This is a genomic window from Streptomyces sp. NPDC085900 (assembly GCF_044540925.1).
GTDB lineage: Bacteria > Actinomycetota > Actinomycetes > Streptomycetales > Streptomycetaceae > Streptomyces > Streptomyces gilvifuscus.
Genome location: NZ_JBITSP010000007.1, coordinates 252,930 through 270,842, shown reverse-complemented (window position 1 = coordinate 270,842; position 17,913 = coordinate 252,930). Strand labels below are relative to the sequence as shown.

Sequence of the window (17,913 nt, the reverse complement as noted above, 5' to 3'; positions counted from 1 at the left end):
TTTCGATCGGTTTCCGTTTCTCCTGATGTGTTTCAGGGAACGGCCGCTGGGCAGCCACGCTGCGAGGAAGCGTAGGAACGGCTTCCGTTTTGGCGGGGGTTCCGGCGAACGAAGGGCCTGGTGGTGGCGTTCTATGTGACCGGCGGCGAGCAGGGCGAATGGACCGTGCTCAGTGTGTCGGGCGAGCTGGACCTGGTGACATCTCCGGCACTGCGTCAGCGGGTGCACGACGCGGTGGCCGAGGGCCGCCACAGTCTCGTCCTCGACCTCTCGGAGGTCTTCTTCTGCGACTCCAGCGGCGTCGGCGTGCTCATAGCCGCCCGCCGGCTGATCCGCTCCTGCCAGGGCAGCCTGCGGCTGATCCTCCCCGCGCGGGGCGCGGTCGAAGGCTCGCACGTCAACCGGGTCCTCGGCGCGCTGGGCGTGGGCAGACTGTTCGACGTGTACCCCGACCTGGACGAGGCCGTCGCCGAGGAGGCCGGACCGCTGTCGGCGTAGCGACGCGTATAGGGGCTGCCCCGCCCTTCTGCCACACAGTTGTCCCAGAATTCCCCCGGTCTTGGCACAAGCGTCGCTTCGGCGCGCCCGGACGCGCCGACGCGTCGTACGCTCCGGTCCAGGAACACCCCGACGTGACGTGAGGCGGCTCGAGAACATGGTCAGCAGCGAGTACGAGCGCAGGATCGCCGCCCGGTTCGCCACCTTCGACCAGGACGGCAACGGCTACATCGACCGCGAGGACTTCAACGTGGCGGCCAAGGCGCTGCTCACCGAGTTCGCTGTCGCGGCCCGCTCCGACAAGGGACAGGCGCTCTACGCGGGCGCCGAGGCCTTCTGGCAGGGCATGGCCGGGATCGCGGACCGGGACGGCGACCAGCGCATCACCCGGGAGGAGTTCGTCACGGGCGCGGTCAAGCGCCTGCGCGACAACCCCGAGCGGTTCGCCGAGATCGCCCGCCCCTTCCTGCACGCGGCCCTCGACCTCGCCGACTCCGACGGCGACCGGGCGGCCACCCTGGCGGACACCATCCGCGTGCTGCGCGTCCTGGGAGCGGACGAGGAGGTCGCCCGGGCGGCCGCCGCCACGCTCGACACCGACGGCGACGGCAGGATCGGGGAGGCGGAGATCGTGTCCGCGTTCGCCCGCTACTTCACCGTTCCCGAGTAGTACCGCCCGCGTAGCGCTCGCGCAGTTTGTACTTGAGTACCTTGCGCAGCGTGTCGTTGCGCGGAAGGGCGTCCACGACCTCCAGCTGTTCCGGCAGCTTGTGCACCGACAGGCCTTCCGCGCGCAGGTACGACGTCACGGCCTCCAGCGTCAACTCCGGCGCCCCCGGCCGCTGCTCGACCACCGCGCACACCCGCTCCCCGCGCTCGGCGTCCGGCAGCCCGATCACCGCGACGTCCCCGACGGCCGGGTGCGCGGCCAGCAGGTCCTCGATCTCCTTGGCCGAGATGTTCTCGCCCTTGCGGATGATGACGTCCTTGAGCCGGCCGGTGAGCACCAGATGGCCGCTGTCCGTCACGAACCCCAGGTCCCCGGTGCGCAGGAACCCCTCGTCGTCGAAGGCCTCGGCGGTCTGCGCCGGATCCAGATAGCCCTGGCAGACGGCCTCCCCGCGCAGCCGCACCTCCCCGTCGACGATCCGTATCTCCATGCCCTCCGGCGGCCGCCCCTCGGTCGTCGCCAGGTTCTCCACGCTGTCCTCCGGGTCGCCCATGGTGATCATCGGCACCTCGGTCATGCCGTACCCGTGGGTGAGCTGCACGCCCATCTCCCGTACGACGGCGTGGTACACCTCCGGCGGCTTCGGGGCGCCGCCGCCCGCGAGCAGCCGCAGCGAGGGGATGACGGGCACGCCCGGCCGCTTGCGCTGTTCGGCGAGGAACATCGAGTAGAACGCCGTGGACCCGCCGGCCACCGTCACCTTGTGCCCGCGGTACTGCTCCAGCGCGCCCGGCAGGGCGAACTGCTCGAACATCACCGCGGGGAAGCCGTACAGCAGCAGCATCACCGTGTAGTCGGGCCCGGCTATGTGGGCGTACGGGAAGGCCATCGAGCCCACGTCGTCGGCCGACAGGCGCAGCGCGTGGGCGAGGCAGGAGCCGCCCGCGATCAGTGAACGGTCCGTGTGCAGCACGCCCTTGGGGTCCGACGTCGTTCCCGAGGTCCAGTAGATCCAGCGGACCGAGGTGCCCTCGGCAGGCGGCGGGGGCAGTACGGCCGGGTCGCCCTCCGGGAGGTCGTCGTACGCCTCGAAGACGCCCTTCGCGCCCAAACGACGTGCCATCTCCGTGTGGTCGAAGCCCCGCCAGGTCCCCGGCACGGCGAAGAACTCCGCCTTCGACTCCCGCAGCGCGAAGCCGACCTCGCGGTCCCGGTAGAAGGGGATGACCGGCGTCTGTACGGCGCCCAGGCGGGCCAGTGCGAAGGAGAGCAGGGCCGTCTCGATGCGGGTGGGAAGCTGCCAGGCGACCACCGTGCCGGGGCGCACGCCCATGTCGTACAGGCCGGCCGCCACGCGCTCGGCACGCGTGCGCAGTTCCCCGAAGGTCAGGCGGCGGTCGTCCTGGAGGAGGACCGGGCGGTCGGGGGTGAGGCCGGCGCGGCGGACGACCAGGTCCCACAGGGTCGGGGCGGAGCTCAGGGAGTGCGGGGTCTCGTTCACGGGTGCCCCCTGCTTGGCTGACGACTCGTCAGGTGACATGCTATCTGACGACCCATCAGATGGCGTCTGTCAGGGAAACACCGTCCGGCGGAGGGGACCATGGACACCGAACTGCCCCGCATCATCAGCGTCGACGACCACGTGATCGAGCCCGCGCACCTCTTCGACACCTGGCTGCCGGAGAAGTACCGCGACCGCGGCCCGCAGGCCCTGACCGCCGGCATCGGCGAACTCGCCTACGTCGGCGGCAAGTACCAGATCACGATGGACCCGGACGGCCCGCCGACCGACTGGTGGATCTACGAGGACCTGAAGTTCCCGTACAAACGCAACATCGCCGCCGTCGGCTTCGACCGCGACGAGATGACCCTGGAGGGCATCACCCGGGAGGAGATGCGGCGCGGCTGCTGGGACCCCAAGGCCCGCCTGGAGGACATGGACCTCAATCACGTCGAGGCCTCCCTGTGCTTCCCGTCCTTCCCCCGCTTCTGCGGGCAGACCTTCGCCGAGGCGCACGACAAGGAGGTCGCCCTGGCCTGTGTGCGCGCCTACAACGACTGGATGGTCGAGGAGTGGTGCGGGGACAGCGGCGGGCGGCTCATCCCGCTGTGCCTGATCCCGCTGTGGGACGTGGAGCTCGCGGTCGCGGAGATCCGGCGCAACGCCGCGCGCGGGGTGAAGGCGGTGACGTTCTCCGAGATCCCCACCTATCTCGGCCTGCCGTCCATCCACTCCGGCTACTGGGACCCGTTCTTCGCCGTGTGCCAGGAGACCGGCACGGTCGTCAACATGCACATCGGGTCGTCGTCCCAGATGCCGGCCGCGTCCCCGGACGCCCCGCCGGCCGTCCAGGCCTCCCTCAGCTTCAACAACGCCATGGCCTCGATGATGGACTTCCTCTTCAGCGGGGTCCTGGTGCGCTTCCCCAGCCTCAAACTCGCCTACTCCGAAGGGCAGATGGGCTGGATCCCGTACGCCCTGGAACGGGCCGACGACGTCTGGGAGGAACACCGCGCCTGGGGCGGCGTGCGCGACCTGGTCCCGGAGCCGCCGTCCACGTACTACTACCGGCAGATGTTCTGCTGCTTCTTCCGCGACAAGCACGGGGTGGCGTCCCTGGACGCGGTCGGCCGGGACAACGCCACCTTCGAGACCGACTACCCGCACGTCGACTCGACCTTCCCGCACACCAAGGAGATCGCCCTCGACCATGTGAAGGGACTCGACGACGAGGCGGTCTACAAGCTGATGCGGGGCAACGCCATCCGCATGCTCGACCTGGACCTCGACAAGTAGCCCCGCCCATGGACCTGTCGTACACCCCGGAAGAGGAGGAGTTCCGGGCGCGGTTGCGGGAGTGGCTCGGCAAAGTGCTGCCGACGCTGCCGCCGAAGCCGTCCCCGGACGACTGGCCCGGGCGCAGGGCCTACGACCTCGGCTGGCAGCGGATGCTCCACGACGCCGGGTACGCCGACGTCCACTGGGAGGGCACACCCAGCGTCCGGCTGATCTTCCTGGAGGAGACAGAGAAGGCGGGCGCGCCCTACGTCGGCGCGAACTTCGTGGGGCTGCTGCACGCCGGACCCACCATCGCGGCCGAGGGTACGCCGGAGCAGCGGGCGCGCTGGCTGCCGCCGGTCCTGCGCGGCGAGGAGGTCTGGTGCCAGGGCTTCAGCGAACCGGACGCCGGCTCCGACCTCGCGGCACTGCGCACCCGCGCGCGCAGGGACGGCGACGACTACGTGGTCAGCGGGTCCAAGATCTGGACCTCCCACGCCGAGGTGGCCGACTGGTGCGAACTGCTGGTGCGCACCGACCCGGACGCCCCCAAGCACAAGGGCATCAGCTGGCTGGCCATGCCCATGGACACCCCCGGCATCACCGTACGGCCGCTGCGCACCCTCGCCGGGTCGGCCGAGTTCGCCGAGATGTTCCTCGACGACGTACGGGTGCCCGTCGCCAACCGGGTCGGGGACGAGAACGACGGCTGGCGCGTGACGATGGTGACGCTCTCCTTCGAGCGCGGCACGGCGTTCGTCGGGGAGGTGGTCGCCTGCCGGCGGGTGCTGGGCGAACTGGCCGTCGCCGCGCGGCGGAACGGGCGCTGGGACGATCCCGTGCTCCGACGGCGGCTCGGCCGGCTGAACGCCGAGTTCCGGGCGCTGTGGCGGCTGACGCAGTGGAACGTGAGCGAGGCGGAGGCCTCCGGCGGTGTGCCGGGGGTCGGGGGCTCGGTCTTCAAGCTGAGGTATTCGCACGCCCGGCAGGAGCTGTACGACGCGGCGGCGGAGGTGCTGGGGCCGGACTCGCTGGATCTGGAGCGGCCGTGGATGCTCGACCGGCTGTCGTCGCTGTCGTACACCATCGCGGCCGGGACCTCGCAGATCCAGCGGAACATCGTGGCCGAGCGGATTCTCGGACTGCCTAAGGGGAGGTGACGGTGCGGTTCCAACTGACGGCGGAGCATCGGGCGTTGCGGGACGCCGTGCGGGACGTGGTCGGTCGTCGGCCGTCTGCGGGCCCGTGGGGGCTTGTCGCGCAGTTCCCCGCGCCCCTTGACGGCGTTGCCGAGCCCTGCGACGGTCTGCCCCGTCTTGATCGGGGTCTGTGGCGTGCCTTGGGAGAGCTCGGATTCTTCTCCCTGCGGCTGTCCGAAGCCGACGGAGGGGCCGGACTGGGGCTGCCGGAGGCGGTATTGGCCTTCGAGGAGGCGGGGCGGGCGCTGGTGCCCGGGCCGCTCGTCGCCACGCATCTCGCCGCCAGGGAGGTGCCCGGTGCGGCCGAAGGCGAGGTCGTCGTGGCCGCCGCCTACGGCCGGCTCGTGGAGTGGCTGGAGGAGGCGGACGTCGTGCGGCCGGGCGCGGAGGGTGCCGTACCGATGAAGTCGGTGGATCCGCTCACGCCGCTGCACCGGGTGCCCGCACCGGCCCGTACCGATCCCGTCGCCGTGCTCCTCACCGCCGCCGAGCAACTCGGTACCGCCACCCGCGCGGGCGAGCTGGCGGTGCAACACGCCCGGGCGCGTGAGCAGTTCGGGCAGCCGATCGGGGCCTTCCAGGCGGTCAAGCACCTGTGCGCCGAGATGCTGGTGCGCGTCGAGGTGGCCCGCGCCGCGGTCTACGCGGCCGCCGTCAGCGCCGAGCGGGCCGACATCGCCGCGGCCCGGCTGCTGGCCGACGAGGCCGCCGTGCGCGGCGCCCGCGACTGTCTCCAGGTGCACGGTGGCATGGGCTTCACCTGGGAGTGCGAGGTGCATCTGCTGCTGAAGCGGGCGTGGGTGCGCTCGGAACGTGGCGGCGGCGGTACGGAGAGTGAGGAGCTGCTCGCGGCCGACCTCGTGGCATGAACAGGGCGGGCCTGCGGCTTTTCGTCGGGCGGCCGCTCGGATGTCGCGGATCGTGGCACGCCCTAAATCACGGAGCGTTGATACCGGGTTGTGTCCTACGTGTGACCCGTCACGGCCCGGAGTCGGCGACCCGCTCCGGTACCTTCTGTGGGATGCGAGTGGTTCCGGGCGCGATCCGTACCGGTGTCGCCCCCGGGGCGGCTCCTGATGCGGCCTGTTCGACTCCTCGCAGGGAGCGTCGCACAGTATGCCGCACGGGTACTCCTTCGCGCTGGAATATGCCCGAAGCGCTTGTTGAGGTGACTGTACGTCAACCATGCTGTCGTGCAAGGGATTCACGTTCCGTGACCCCTGCCCTGGGCTCTGCGTCGGCTGTTGTTCTGGCCATGCAGAAAATGGCTACGATCGTGGCCCTCGCCGCGGTGCCTCTGGCAAGGCTCGCGTGGCATGAGGTCATGTGTCCGCCGGTTCGGATGGTGTGAACGGTGCAGGTGCTTCAAGTGCAGCTGGAGATCCGGCCCGACCCCACTGAGGTGGGGCGAGCCCGGAGGTGGACCCGTTCACGCCTCGCCGTGTCCGGGATAGCGGCCGACGAGCCGCTCGCCGAGACGCTGATCCTGCTCGTCTCCGAACTGGTCACCAACGCCGTGGTGCACACCGGCTGTCCGGCCGTGCTGCGGCTGAGCCTGCCCGAGGAGGCGGCAGAGCCGTCCACCGTCCGCCTGGAGGTCGCCGACGCCAGCGACCGGGCCCCGGTGCCCCGGTGTGCGGACGGCGACGCGACCGGCGGGCGCGGGCTCGCCCTCGTCGACGGCCTCGCCGACCGCTGGGGCTGGAGCCCCGAGGGGGCCGGCAAGCGCATCTGGTGCGAACTCGACCGCTGCGACCGGTCGCGGGACGCGGCGAGCTGCCTGGGCGGTGTCCCGGCCTACGAGGGGCTGGCGTTCGAGGCGGTGTGACCGATTGAGACGGTGTGACCGATTGAGACGGCGTGACCGTTCGAGGCGTTGTCGTCGTTCGAGACGATGGGGCCGTTCGGGACGGTGTGAGCGTTCGAGACGGTGTGGCCGGTTGTCGTCATGTCCGATGCACGGTGGCAGAAATCGCGCCGTCCCCGCCTCCGCGCGGTGCGATGCGCCGGGGTCGTGCACCCGTGCGCGGCCGCTGCAAATGGGGCGTAAGTAATAAATCTCCGTATGGGTGTTGACGCGCCGTGACCGGGTGAACACGCTGGTGGTCAGCGATTCGCCGCGAGGGGACGGCGAGGGTTTCGGTGACGGAGGTCCTCGTCGAGTGCGGGTCGTGAGTCGGCGTCAGCTCTTGAGGGTTCAGGGCCGAAGGGCTGGGGCGGGTACGCCGGGGTCGGATGGCGGCGCGTATGCCGTGCTCGGGGCGGCTGGGGAAGCCGCGCCGCCAGACGACGCTCCCCGCCGGACGATGCTCTCCTACAGCACGGCCGCGGGGGCCACCGGAGTCCCCGTCGCGCCGACGAAGGGCTCGGGCATCGCCGACAGCAGAAACGCGTACCGGCCGCTCTCTCCACAGGCTGTGGACAGTTCTTCGAGATTCCAGTTCTGACCCTGCAGCATCCCCATCTCCACCAGGTCGAGCGCGTGCACCGGCAGCCACAGGTCCTCGATCTCGGGCGGGAAGATCTCGAACGTCAGGGTGTCATTCGCGACGGCGGCCACATCGCGCGCGTGGAACCACTCCGGAGTGCGGACGGACAGCCCTGGTGACGGATAGCCGTAGCCCTCCCGGTCCCCGGCCAGATACACCTGGATCTGCCCGGTCCGTACGAGCACGACGTCGCCGGCGCGCACGCGCGTACCCGCGAGGTCCTCGGCGGCCTCCAGGTCCTCCGGCGTGACCGCGTGCGAGCCGTCGAGCCGGTCCTTGCCGAGCGCCCGGGCCACGTCCAGCAGCACCCCGCGCGAGACCACGTGCCGCGCCTTGTCGATGCCGCCGAACTCCGCACCGGCGTGCGCGGTGACGGTGTCCGCCGGGCGGCCGTTGTAGAGCCTGCCCGAGTGCGAGACATGGGTCAGGGCGTCCCAGTGGGTGGCCGCCTGCAGGCCCATGGTCACGACGTCGTCGCTGCACGCCACCGTCCCCGGGCCGAAGAGCTCCTGGTTGATCTGCACCATGGCGTGCAGCGGGTTGATCCGCCCGGGGATCATCCCGCTCTGCACGCCGTCCTGCCTGAGGGGCAGGGCGAGAGGCACGCGACGGCCGGAGCGGACGGTCGCGGCCGCCTCGCGGACCACCTCGTCGGTGATCAGGTTGAGCGTGCCGATCTCGTCGTCGGCTCCCCAACGCCCCCAGTTGTTCACGCGCTTGGCGATCTCGTGGAACTCGGCCGGCAAAGACATCGGCTCTCCCCGGGGCTTGTCTCCAGGTATCTGACGGGTCATAAAATCTAACGGTCCGTCAGAAATCGCGGGAAGGGGCCGGGCGTGGGGAACTTCTTGGCAGGCAAGGTGATCGCCGTGACCGGGGCCGGACGGGGTATCGGGCGGGCTGTCGCGCTGGCCGCCGCCGCCGAGGGCGCGCGGGTGGTCGTCAACGACTACGGCGTCTCGATCGCGGGCGAGTCCCCCACCAGCGAGGTCGCCGAGGGAGTGGTCAAGGAGATCGAGGCCGCGGGCGGGGAAGCGGTCGCGGTCGCCGACGACGTGTCCACGATGGCCGGCGGACAGCGGATCGTCGACCTCGCGCTGTCCTCGTACGGGCGGCTCGACGGGGTCGTGTGCGTCGCCGGGATCCTGCGGGAGCGGATGCTGTTCAACATGTCCGAGGACGAGTGGGACCCGGTCCTCGCCACGCATCTGAAAGGCACGTTCACGGTCTTCCGGGCGGCATCCGCGGTGATGCGCAAGCAGCGGGCGGGGACGCTGATCGGGTTCACCAGCGGCAACCACCAGGGCTCGGTGTCGCAGGCCAACTACAGCGCCGCCAAGGGCGGGATCATCTCGCTCGTCCGCAGCGCGGCGCTGGGCCTGCACAAGTACGGGGTGACCGCCAACGCGGTCGCGCCGGTCGCCCGTACCCGGATGTCGGCCAACGTGCCCATGGAGCTCGCCGAGATCGGGGAGCCGGAGGACGTGGCGGCCCTCGTGGTCTATCTGCTGTCGGACCGCGCGCAGGAGATCACCGGGCAGGTGTACACGATCGCCGGGCCGAAGCTGGCAGTGTGGGCGCAGCCGAGGGAGTTGCGCGCGGCGTACGCCGAGGGTTCCCCCTGGACGCCGGAGCGGATCGCGGAGTTCCTGCCGGGGTCGGTGGGGGTGGATCCGATGCCGATGCTCCTGCAGTTGGAGGCGATGGAGAGGGCGGCGCGGGACGGGGCTCGGCCGAACGCCCAGTAGCCCGGGTGGTGCGGTCGTACGGCGGGTGCGGGGCGTCCGTGGCTGGTCGCGCAGTTCCCCGCGCCCCTTGGTAGGTTCCGCCCCCGAGGCCAGGAGGAGACGTCAGTGGATTTCTCATTCACCTCCGATGACGAGGTGTTCCGGGCCGAGGCCCGGGCGTGGCTGCGCGAGCACGTCGGCCCCGATCCGGACCGCCGGGCCTGGGAGCGCACGCTCGGCAAGGCCGGGTGGATCGGGCTCGGCTGGGGTGAGGGCGGGTACGGCAACCGGACCGCCACCCTCACCCAACAGGTCGCCTGGGCCGAGGAGTACGCGCGGTCGGGGGCGCCGCCCCGCTCCGGGCACATCGGGGAGAACCTGCTCGCCCCCACCCTCGTCGCGCACGGCACCGACGAGCAGAAGGCGCGGTTCCTGCCGCCGGTCGCCGCCGGGGACGAGCTGTGGTGCCAGGGGTACAGCGAGCCGGACGCGGGGTCCGACCTCGCCGGGGTGCGGACCGCCGCCGTGCGCGAGCGGGAGGGCTACCGGATCTCCGGGCAGAAGATCTGGACGTCGCTGGCGCACGAGGCCGACTGGTGCTTCGTCCTGGCGCGCACCGAGGCCGGCTCGCGCCGCCATCACGGGCTGACCTTCCTGCTCGTGCCGATGGACCAGCCGGGGCGGATCGAGGTGCGGCCCATCCGGCAGATGACCGGCACGAGCGAGTTCAACGAGGTCTTCTTCGACGGGGCCCGCGCGCGTGCGGAGCACGTCGTCGGCGCGGAGGGGCAGGGCTGGCGGGTCGCGATGAGCCTGCTCGGGTTCGAGCGGGGGGTGTCCACCCTGGCCCAGCAGATCGGTTTCGCCCAGGAGTTGACGCGGGTGGTGCGGACGGCCGTGCGCACCGGCGCGGCCGACGATCCCGTCGTACGGGCCGCGCTCGTGCGGCAGTGGGCCGAGCTGCGCGCCATGCGCTGGAACGCCCTGCGCACCCTGGGCGGTTCCGGCGACGCCGGTGCGGCGAGCGTGTCCAAGCTGCTGTGGGCGAACTGGCACCAGCGGCTGGGGGAGTTGGCGGTGCTGGTGCGCGGGGCGGAGGCGTCCGCCGGGCCGCGGGACTGGGCGCCCGAGGCGCCGTACGAGATCGACCGCGACCAGCAGCTGTTCCTGTTCTCCCGGGCCGACACCATCTACGGCGGCTCCGACCAGATCCAGCGCACGATCATCGCCGAGCGCGTGCTCGGCCTGCCGAGGGAGCCCAAGGGGGTCGTCTGATGCGCGCAGTGGTGTTCGACGGGAAGCGGGTCGAGGTCGTGGACGACCTCGAGGTGCGGGACCCGGGACCGGGAGAGGTGCGGGTCGCGCTGTCGGCGGCCGGGTTGTGCCACAGCGACCTCTCCGTGGTGGACGGGACCATCCCTTTCCCCGTCCCGGTGGTCCTGGGGCACGAGGGGGCGGGTGTGGTGGAGGCCGTCGGCGCCGGGGTCACCCATGTCGCGGCCGGGGACCACGTGGCACTGTCCACGCTCGCCAACTGCGGCACGTGCGCGGACTGCGACCGGGGGCGGCCGACGATGTGCCGGCAGGCGATCGGGCGGCCGGGGCGGCCCTTCGCGCGGGGCGGGAAGGCGGTGTACCAGTTCGCCTCCAACTCCGCCTTCGCGGAGGCCACAGTGGTCAGGGCCGTGCAGGCGGTACGCATCCCGAAGGACATCCCGATGCCGTCCGCCGCGCTCATCGGCTGCGGGGTGCTGACCGGGGTGGGCGCCGTCCTCAACCGGGCGCGCGTGGACCGCGGGGAGTCCGTCCTCGTCATCGGCACCGGCGGGATCGGGCTGAACGTCCTGCAGGGGGCGCGGATCGCGGGGGCGTCGCGGATCGTCGCGGTCGACGCGAACCCGGCGAAGGAGGCCGTGGCGCGGCAGTTCGGCGCGACCGACTTCCTGACCTCAACGGACGGGGTGCGGGACGTGCTGCCCCACGGGGTCGACCACGCCTTCGAGTGCGTCGGACGCGTCGAACTGGTCCGGCAGGCCGTCGACCTCCTCGACCGCCACGGCCAGGCCGTCCTGCTCGGCACGGCGCCCGCGAAGGCGGAGGCGTCCTTCCTCGTCTCCTCGATGTTCCTGGACAAGTCGATCCTCGGCTGCCGGTACGGCTCCTCCCGGCCGCAGCGCGACATCCCGCTGTACGCCGAGCTCTACCGGCAGGGCCGCCTGATGCTCGACGAGCTGGTGACCGCCACCTATCCCCTGGAGGACTTCGAGAAGGCGGCGAGCGACGCCGAGGCGGGCCGGGTGGCGAGGGCGGTACTGACCTTCTGACCTCGTCAGGCCGATTCCAGGGCGACCGCGGACTCGGGCTCGTGGTCGCCTGCCGTGTTCGTGGCGCGGAAGGTGCGGCGGTAGGCGGTCGGGGTGACGCCGAGCGCCGTCTGCAGGTGCTGGCGCATCGACTGGGCCGTGCCGAAGCCGGCGTCGTGGGCGATCCGGTCCATGGACAGGCCGGTGGTCTCCAGGAGCTGGCGGGCGCGTTCCACGCGCTGCTGGGTCAGCCACTGGCCGGGGCTGACGCCGACCTCCTCGCGGAAGCGGCGCGTGAAGGTCCGTACCGACATGGACTCCTGCGCGGCCATGTCCCGGAGCTGGATCGGCTCGTGGAGGCGGCCCAGGGCCCAGGCGCGGGCGCCTCGCGTGGTGGCGAGCCGGGGCTCGGGGACGGGCCGCTGGATGTACTGCGCCTGGCCGCCGTCGCGGTGCGGCGGTACGACGGTGCGGCGGGCCACCTCGTTGGCGACGGCCGTGCCGTGGTCGCGGCGCACCATGTGCAGGCACAGGTCGATGCCGGCCGCGACCCCGGCCGAGGTCAGGACGTCGCCGTCGTCGATGAACAGGACGTTCGGGTCGACGTCGACCTTCGGGAAGAGGCGCTGCAGCTGGTCGGTCTCCGCCCAGTGCGTGGTCGCCGGCCGCCCGTCGAGATAGCCGGCGGCGGCGAGGACGAAGACGCCGGTGCAGATGGAGGCGAGCCGGGTGCCGGGGCGGATGTGGGCGAGGGCGGCGGCCAGTTCGTCGGTCAGGACGCCCTCCTCGAAGACCGGACCGAGTTCGTACGACGCCGGGACGACGACCGTGTCGGCGGTGGCCAGCAGCTCCGGGCCGTGCTCGACCGCGATCGCGAAGTCGGCGTCGGTGCGCACCGGGCCGGGCGGCCGGACCGAGCAGGTCAGGACCTCGTACAGGTGGCGCCCCTGGGCGTCCCTGGGGCGCCCGAAGATGCGGTGCGGGATGCCCAGCTCGAAGGGGAGCAGCCCGTCCATGGCGAGGACCACCACGCGGTGCGGGCGGAACTCCGGTTCGACGGGCTCACTGCTGATGGCCGTGTCCATGGCCCGATCCTAACGAATGCTGTCCTTCGGGCCAGTGGTCGCGCAGGACCGCGGATCGGATGCTCTATGGCGTGACCCAGACAACCGAACCCGCAGTCGTCGAGGCGGCTCCCGAGCCCCGCAGATCCCGTCGCGTCCACCGCGCCTGGTTCGTCGCCGCCGTCACCTTCGTGACGATCATCGGCGCCGCCGCCTTCCGCTCGCTCCCCGGACTGCTCATCGACCCGCTGCACCAGGACTTCGGCTGGTCGCGCGGCACGATCGGCGCCGCCGTCTCCGTCAACCTCGCGCTGTACGGTCTGACCGCCCCGTTCGCGGCGGCGCTGATGGACCGCTTCGGCATCCGCAAGGTCGTCGCCGTGGCCCTGACCGTGATCGCGCTCGGCTCCGGGCTGACGGTGTGGATGACGGCGGCGTGGCAGCTGATGCTCTGCTGGGGCCTGCTGGTCGGCCTCGGCTCGGGCTCGATGGCCCTCGCCTTCGCGGCGACGGTCACCAACCGCTGGTTCACCGAGCGCCGGGGTCTGGTGACGGGCATCCTCACCGCAGCCTCCGCCTCCGGCCAGCTGATCTTCCTCCCCCTGCTGTCCTGGATCGTGGAGAAGCACGACTGGCGTCCGGCGGCCGTCACGGTGTCCCTGGCCGCCCTCGCGGTCGTCCCCTTCGTCTGGCTGCTGCTGCGCGACCACCCGGCGGACGTGGGCCTGAAGCCGTACGGCGCCGTGGAGTTCGTACCGAAGCCCGAGCCCGCGGTCGGAGCCGCCCGCCGCGCGGTCACCGTCCTGCTGAAGGCCTCCCGCACCGGCACCTTCTGGCTGCTGGCCGGCACCTTCGCGATCTGCGGCGCCTCCACCAACGGCCTGGTCCAGACCCACTTCGTGCCCGCCGCCCACGACCACGGCATGCCCGTCCAGGCGGCGGCCTCGCTGCTGGCGGTGATCGGCGTCTTCGACGTGGTCGGCACGATCGCCTCCGGCTGGTTCACCGACCGCTTCGAACCGCGCCGGCTGCTCGCCGTCTACTACGCCCTGCGCGGCGTCTCCCTGCTGTTCCTGCCGATGCTGCTGGCGCCGAGCGTCCATCCGCCCATGCTGTTCTTCATCGTCTTCTACGGCCTGGACTGGGTCGCCACGGTCCCGCCGACCGTCGCCCTGTGCCGCGAGCAGTACGGCGACGACAGCGCGATCGTCTTCGGCTGGGTCCTCGCCTCCCACCAGGTCGGCGCGGCGCTGATCGCCTTCCTCGGGGGCGTGGCGCGTGACGTGTTCGGCTCCTACGACATGGTCTGGTACGCGTCCGGTGCGTTGTGCGCGGCGGCGGCGCTGATGGCGCTGGTGATCCGCCGCCGGCCGCCGGTGGCCGTGCTCGCCGTCTCCTGACCTCGTCCGCGGACGGCTCAGCGCGGCGGTCCGCCGTCGCCCGGTGAGCCGTGCAGCCGGTCGAAGCGCCCCCGATGGAAGAGCAGGGGTCCGTCGGGGGCCTCGGCCGCTCCCAGTGCCTCCACCCGGCCCACCACGATCAGATGGTCGCCGCCGGTGTGCACCGCGTGGATCGCGCAGTCGATCCAGGCGACGGCGCCGGTCAGCCGCGGGGCGCCGGAGACCGGCGCCGCGTCGTACGCGACCCCCGTGAACTTGTCCGCGCCGCTGACCGCGAAGGCACGGCACAGCTCGCCCTGGTGGGCGCCGAGGACGTTGACGCAGAAGGCGCCCGCGCGGGCGATGCGGGGCCAGGTCGTCGAGGCACGGCCCACCATGAAGGCGATCAGCGGCGGGTCGAGGGAGAGGGAGGAGAAGGACTGGCAGGCGAAGCCGGCGGGGGTGTCCTCGCCGGGTCCGGCGTGCGCGGTGACGATGGTGACGCCCGTCGCGAAGTTCCCGAGCACGCGCCGGAACTCGCCCGGGTCGACCGGCGCCCGCTCGTCCTCGCCGACGCAGCGCAGCTCCGGGCGCGGCAGCGCTTCCACGGGGGCCGGGGGCCCCGACCTCAGGTACCGGACGGCGGCCGCGGCCGCTCCTGCGTGTCCCATCACCCCTCCATTGAAGCTGACGGTTCGTCAGATGGGAAGGTCAGCGGCCCCGGTACTCCGGGCTTCTGCGCTCCACGAAGCTCCGTACGCCTTCCTGGGCGTCCGCCGTCGTCATGTTGATCTCCTGGGCGGCGGCCTCGGCGGCGAAGGCGGCCGCCCGGTCGGCGTCGAGGGAGGCGTTGACGAGCTGCTTGGTGAGGGCGAGGGCCCGGGTGGGGCCGACGGCCAGCCGGGCCGCCCAGTCACGGGCCGTCTTGTCCAACTCGGCGTCGGGGACGACCCGGTTGACCAGCCCGATGCGCTCGGCGTCGGCCGCGGAGAGCGCGTCGCCGAAGAACATCAGCTCCTTCGCGCGATGCGGGCCGATCAGGCGGGGGAGGAGATAGGCGCCCCCGCCGTCCGGCACGAGCCCGCGGCGCACGAACACCTCGATGAACTTCGCCGACTCCGCGGCCAGTACGAGATCGCAGGCGAGGGCGAGATGCGCGCCGAGGCCCGCCGCCGTGCCGTTCACCGCCGCGATCACCGGCTTCTCGCAGTCCAGCACGGCGGCGATCAGACGCTGCGCGCCGGTGCGGATCATGCGCGCCACATCGCCGGCGACCCGCTCCCCGCCCGCCGCCCCGCCCCGCAGGTCGGCCCCCGCGCAGAAGCCGCGTCCGGTCCCGGTGACGACGACGGCCCGCACGCCCGGGTCCGCCGAGGCGTCCGCCAACAACTCGATGAGCAGCTCGCGTTGGCCGGGGGTGAGCGCGTTGAGGGCCTCGGGCCGGTCGAGGGTGAGGTGGGCGACCCCGGCGTCGACGGTGTGCAGCACCCCGGTCACCGGCACACCGCCAGCGCGTCCAGCGCCACCGCGCCCTGCCCCCTGGGCAGCACCATCAGGGGGTTGATGTCGAGCTCCGCCAGTTCGTCCCCGAGCTCCAGCGCCATGCGCTGCACCCGCAGGACGACCTCGACGAGCGCGTCCAGGTCGGCCGGCGGCCGCCCCCGCACCCCGTCGAGCAGGGCCCGCCCGCGCAGGTCGCCGAGCATGTGCCGGGCCTGATCCTCCCCGAAGGGCGGCACGCGCACGGCCACGTCGTGCAGCACCTCGACCAGCACCCCGCCCAGGCCCACGGTCACGGTCGGCCCGAAGAGCTCGTCGTGGGTGACGCCGACGACCATCTCCACGCCCTGCTCGACCATCTGGCAGACCAGCACGCCGTCGAGCGTGACGCCCTCGTGGCGGGCGATGTCGGTCAACTCCCGGTAGGCGTCCCGGACCTGGCTCGCGGAGGTGAGCCCGACCTTGACCAGCCCCAGCTCGGTCTTGTGGGCGATCTGCGCGCCGGAGGCCTTCATCACCACCGGGTAGCCCACCAGGCCGGCCGCGCGTACGGCGGCCGCCGCGCTGGTCACCAGCTGCTCGCGCGGCACCCGGATCCCGTACGCCCGCAGCAGCTGCTTGGCGGCGTGCTCGCTCAGCTGCTGGCCCGGGCGCATCAGCGCCTGCGCCTTGCGGAAGGACGGCGAGGGGGTGCGCGGGGCCTCGTCGAAGGGGGAGCGGTAGCGGGCGACGAAACGATGGTGGTCGAGGTGGGCGCGGACGGCGGTCACACAGTTCGCCGCGGTGCGGAAGGTGGCCACCCGGGAGGAGCCGAGCAGCACCTCCCGGTAGGCGGGCTCGGTGCCCACCGGAGAGCCCCACACCACGCAGACCAGCTTGTCCGTCCGCTCGGCCGCGTCCACCAGGTCCTGGACGAGCCTGTCGCTCAGGGGCGGGAACGGGCCGGTGATCGGGCAGATGAGCACGCCCACCGCCGGGTCGTCGAGGATCGCGTCGATGATCTTCCGGCCGCGCTCGTCGCCGACCGGATGGCCGCCGTTGTCCACCGGGTTGGCCACGCTCAGGTACTCGGGTATCCACTGGTGCAGCTCGGCCTGCTTCGCCTCGGACAGCACCGGCAGCCGCAGCCCCGCCTCGGTCGCGAGGTCGGCGAAGTGCGCGCCCGTCCCGCCCGAGATGGAGTAGACGACGACCCCGTCGGCCACCGGCGGCCTGGCGCGGGCCAGCAGGGCGGCGGTGTCCTGGAGTTCGTCGAGGCCGTCCACGCGGATCACGCCGAACTGCCGCAGCGCCGCGTCCACCACGGTGTCCGCGCCGGTCAGCTTTCCGGTGTGGGAGGCGGCCGTGCGCGCGCCGGTCTCGGTGCGCCCGACCTTCACGGCGACGACCGGCACCTTGCGGCGGGCGGCCCGGTCGGCGGCGAGCAGGAAGGACCGGCCGTCCTTGAGGCCCTCGATGTAGCAGGCGATGGCGCCGACCTCGGGCCGCTCGGCGAAGTAGGAGAGGAAGTCGGCCGTCTCCAGGTCCGCCTCGTTGCCGGTGGGCGCCCAGTGGGAGAGGCGGATGCCGAGCTCCTGGAGGGCGAAGACGGGGCGGCCCTGGTGACCGGACTGGGTGATCAGGGCGATGGCCGGACCGTCGAGGTCGTCGCGGAACCGCTCGAAGGCGTTGAGGTTGGTGTTGGGGCCCAGCAGGCGCATGCCGGAGCGGGCCACGGTGGCGGCGAGACGCTCCTGCGCGGCCGCGCCCGCCGCGCCGGTCTCGGCGAACCCGGAGGCGAAGACGACCGCGAACTTGGCCTTGGCCTCCGCCAGTTCGTCGAGCACCGGCAGGGGGTCGGCGACCAGCAGGACGGCCAGGTCGACCTGTTCGGGCAGGTCGGCGACGGAGGGGGAGCAGGGGATGCCGAAGACGGACGGCCGGCTGGGGTGGACGGGGTGCAGCCGCGCCCCGACGCGCTCGGCCCAGGCGACCAGCTGCCGGGTGATGCCGGTGTTGGGCCGCCCCTCGGCGTCCGAGGCGCCGACCACGGCGACGGACTCGGGCCGGAAGAACCGGTCCAGATCGGGGACGTCGGCATAGAGGGGACGGCCGCTGACGTCGAGGTCGTCGACGTCGGCCGGCCGGCCGTGGACGGCGGGTCCGGGTTGCTCGCCGCAGGCGATGACCCGGGCCCGGCGGGAGTCGGTGGTGAGGGTGCCGTGGGTTGATCCAAGCATCGGTCCGCCCGCTCCTGTGTGACAGCCAATAACTGACGTAGTGTCAGATTAGGTGAACTGACGCAGTGTCAGGAACTGCTGTGCAC

At 72.1% G+C, this 17,913-nt stretch carries 16 protein-coding genes; 10 read left to right on the top strand and 6 right to left on the bottom strand.

What is annotated here, in order from left to right:
* Positions 1-117: 117 nt before the first annotated feature.
* Positions 118-498, top strand: coding sequence for an STAS domain-containing protein (locus ACIGDI_RS25205; RefSeq protein ID WP_399901180.1), 381 nt, complete (start codon positions 118-120; stop codon positions 496-498).
* Positions 499-655: 157 nt separating this feature from the next.
* The gene (locus ACIGDI_RS25200; RefSeq protein WP_390629152.1) at positions 656-1,168 is read left to right on the top strand and encodes an EF-hand domain-containing protein; all 513 of its coding nucleotides are present in this window, start codon (positions 656-658) and stop codon (positions 1,166-1,168) included.
* Here ACIGDI_RS25200 and ACIGDI_RS25195 read toward each other — a convergent pair.
* Entirely contained in the window at positions 1,152-2,669 is a 1,518-nt protein-coding gene (locus ACIGDI_RS25195; RefSeq protein ID WP_399900599.1) for a class I adenylate-forming enzyme family protein, read from the bottom strand. The genes ACIGDI_RS25200 and ACIGDI_RS25195 overlap by 17 nt on opposite strands.
* A 99-nt stretch (positions 2,670-2,768) precedes the next feature.
* Between ACIGDI_RS25195 and ACIGDI_RS25190 the strand changes: the two genes are divergently transcribed.
* The 4 genes from ACIGDI_RS25190 (at position 2,769) to ACIGDI_RS25175 (ending at position 6,974) form a co-directional block, all read left to right on the top strand.
* Positions 2,769-3,965, top strand: a complete 1,197-nt coding sequence (locus ACIGDI_RS25190; protein WP_399900596.1) for an amidohydrolase family protein — start codon at positions 2,769-2,771, stop codon at positions 3,963-3,965.
* A gap of 8 nt (positions 3,966-3,973) precedes the next feature.
* On the top strand, positions 3,974-5,107 hold the full coding sequence (locus ACIGDI_RS25185) for an acyl-CoA dehydrogenase (RefSeq protein ID WP_399900594.1): 1,134 nt from the start codon (positions 3,974-3,976) through the stop codon (positions 5,105-5,107).
* 2 nt (positions 5,108-5,109) lie between these two features.
* Entirely contained in the window at positions 5,110-6,015 is a 906-nt protein-coding gene (locus tag ACIGDI_RS25180; protein ID WP_399900591.1) for an acyl-CoA dehydrogenase family protein, read from the top strand.
* A gap of 500 nt (positions 6,016-6,515) precedes the next feature.
* Positions 6,516-6,974, top strand: coding sequence for an ATP-binding protein (locus tag ACIGDI_RS25175; protein ID WP_399901177.1), 459 nt, complete (start codon positions 6,516-6,518; stop codon positions 6,972-6,974).
* Positions 6,975-7,460: 486 nt separating this feature from the next.
* On the opposite strand, the gene ACIGDI_RS25170 is transcribed toward ACIGDI_RS25175, so the two are convergent.
* On the bottom strand, positions 7,461-8,387 hold the full coding sequence (locus ACIGDI_RS25170) for a cyclase family protein (protein ID WP_399900588.1): 927 nt from the start codon (positions 8,385-8,387) through the stop codon (positions 7,461-7,463).
* Positions 8,388-8,471: 84 nt separating this feature from the next.
* Between ACIGDI_RS25170 and ACIGDI_RS25165 the strand changes: the two genes are divergently transcribed.
* The 3 genes from ACIGDI_RS25165 (at position 8,472) to ACIGDI_RS25155 (ending at position 11,686) form a co-directional block, all read left to right on the top strand.
* A complete protein-coding gene (locus ACIGDI_RS25165) occupies positions 8,472-9,383 on the top strand; it encodes an SDR family oxidoreductase (RefSeq protein WP_399900585.1) in 912 nt (303 codons plus the stop codon).
* 105 nt (positions 9,384-9,488) lie between these two features.
* Entirely contained in the window at positions 9,489-10,637 is a 1,149-nt protein-coding gene (locus ACIGDI_RS25160; protein WP_399900582.1) for an acyl-CoA dehydrogenase family protein, read from the top strand.
* Entirely contained in the window at positions 10,637-11,686 is a 1,050-nt protein-coding gene (locus tag ACIGDI_RS25155) for a Zn-dependent alcohol dehydrogenase (RefSeq protein WP_200702230.1), read from the top strand. The genes ACIGDI_RS25160 and ACIGDI_RS25155 overlap by 1 nt, the downstream gene beginning before the upstream one ends.
* 5 nt (positions 11,687-11,691) lie before the next feature.
* On the opposite strand, the gene ACIGDI_RS25150 is transcribed toward ACIGDI_RS25155, so the two are convergent.
* On the bottom strand, positions 11,692-12,750 hold the full coding sequence (locus tag ACIGDI_RS25150) for a GlxA family transcriptional regulator (RefSeq protein WP_399900579.1): 1,059 nt from the start codon (positions 12,748-12,750) through the stop codon (positions 11,692-11,694).
* 71 nt (positions 12,751-12,821) lie between these two features.
* Between ACIGDI_RS25150 and ACIGDI_RS25145 the strand changes: the two genes are divergently transcribed.
* Positions 12,822-14,129 carry an MFS transporter gene (locus ACIGDI_RS25145; RefSeq protein ID WP_399900576.1) on the top strand — a complete coding sequence of 436 codons (1,308 nt, stop codon included), beginning with the start codon at positions 12,822-12,824 and terminating at the stop codon, positions 14,127-14,129.
* Positions 14,130-14,146: 17 nt separating this feature from the next.
* Here ACIGDI_RS25145 and ACIGDI_RS25140 read toward each other — a convergent pair whose 3' ends face one another.
* Genes ACIGDI_RS25140 through ACIGDI_RS25130 form a run of 3 tightly spaced genes read right to left on the bottom strand, consistent with a single transcriptional unit; the run spans position 14,147 to position 17,827 of the window.
* A complete protein-coding gene (locus tag ACIGDI_RS25140) occupies positions 14,147-14,779 on the bottom strand; it encodes a flavin reductase family protein (RefSeq protein ID WP_399900573.1) in 633 nt (210 codons plus the stop codon).
* 40 nt (positions 14,780-14,819) lie between these two features.
* On the bottom strand, positions 14,820-15,611 hold the full coding sequence (locus tag ACIGDI_RS25135) for an enoyl-CoA hydratase/isomerase family protein (RefSeq protein WP_399900570.1): 792 nt from the start codon (positions 15,609-15,611) through the stop codon (positions 14,820-14,822).
* Positions 15,602-17,827 (bottom strand): acetate--CoA ligase family protein, encoded by a 2,226-nt coding sequence (locus ACIGDI_RS25130; RefSeq protein WP_399900567.1) that lies wholly within the window; start codon positions 17,825-17,827, stop codon positions 15,602-15,604. The genes ACIGDI_RS25135 and ACIGDI_RS25130 overlap by 10 nt, the downstream gene beginning before the upstream one ends.
* Positions 17,828-17,913: the final 86 nt, after the last annotated feature.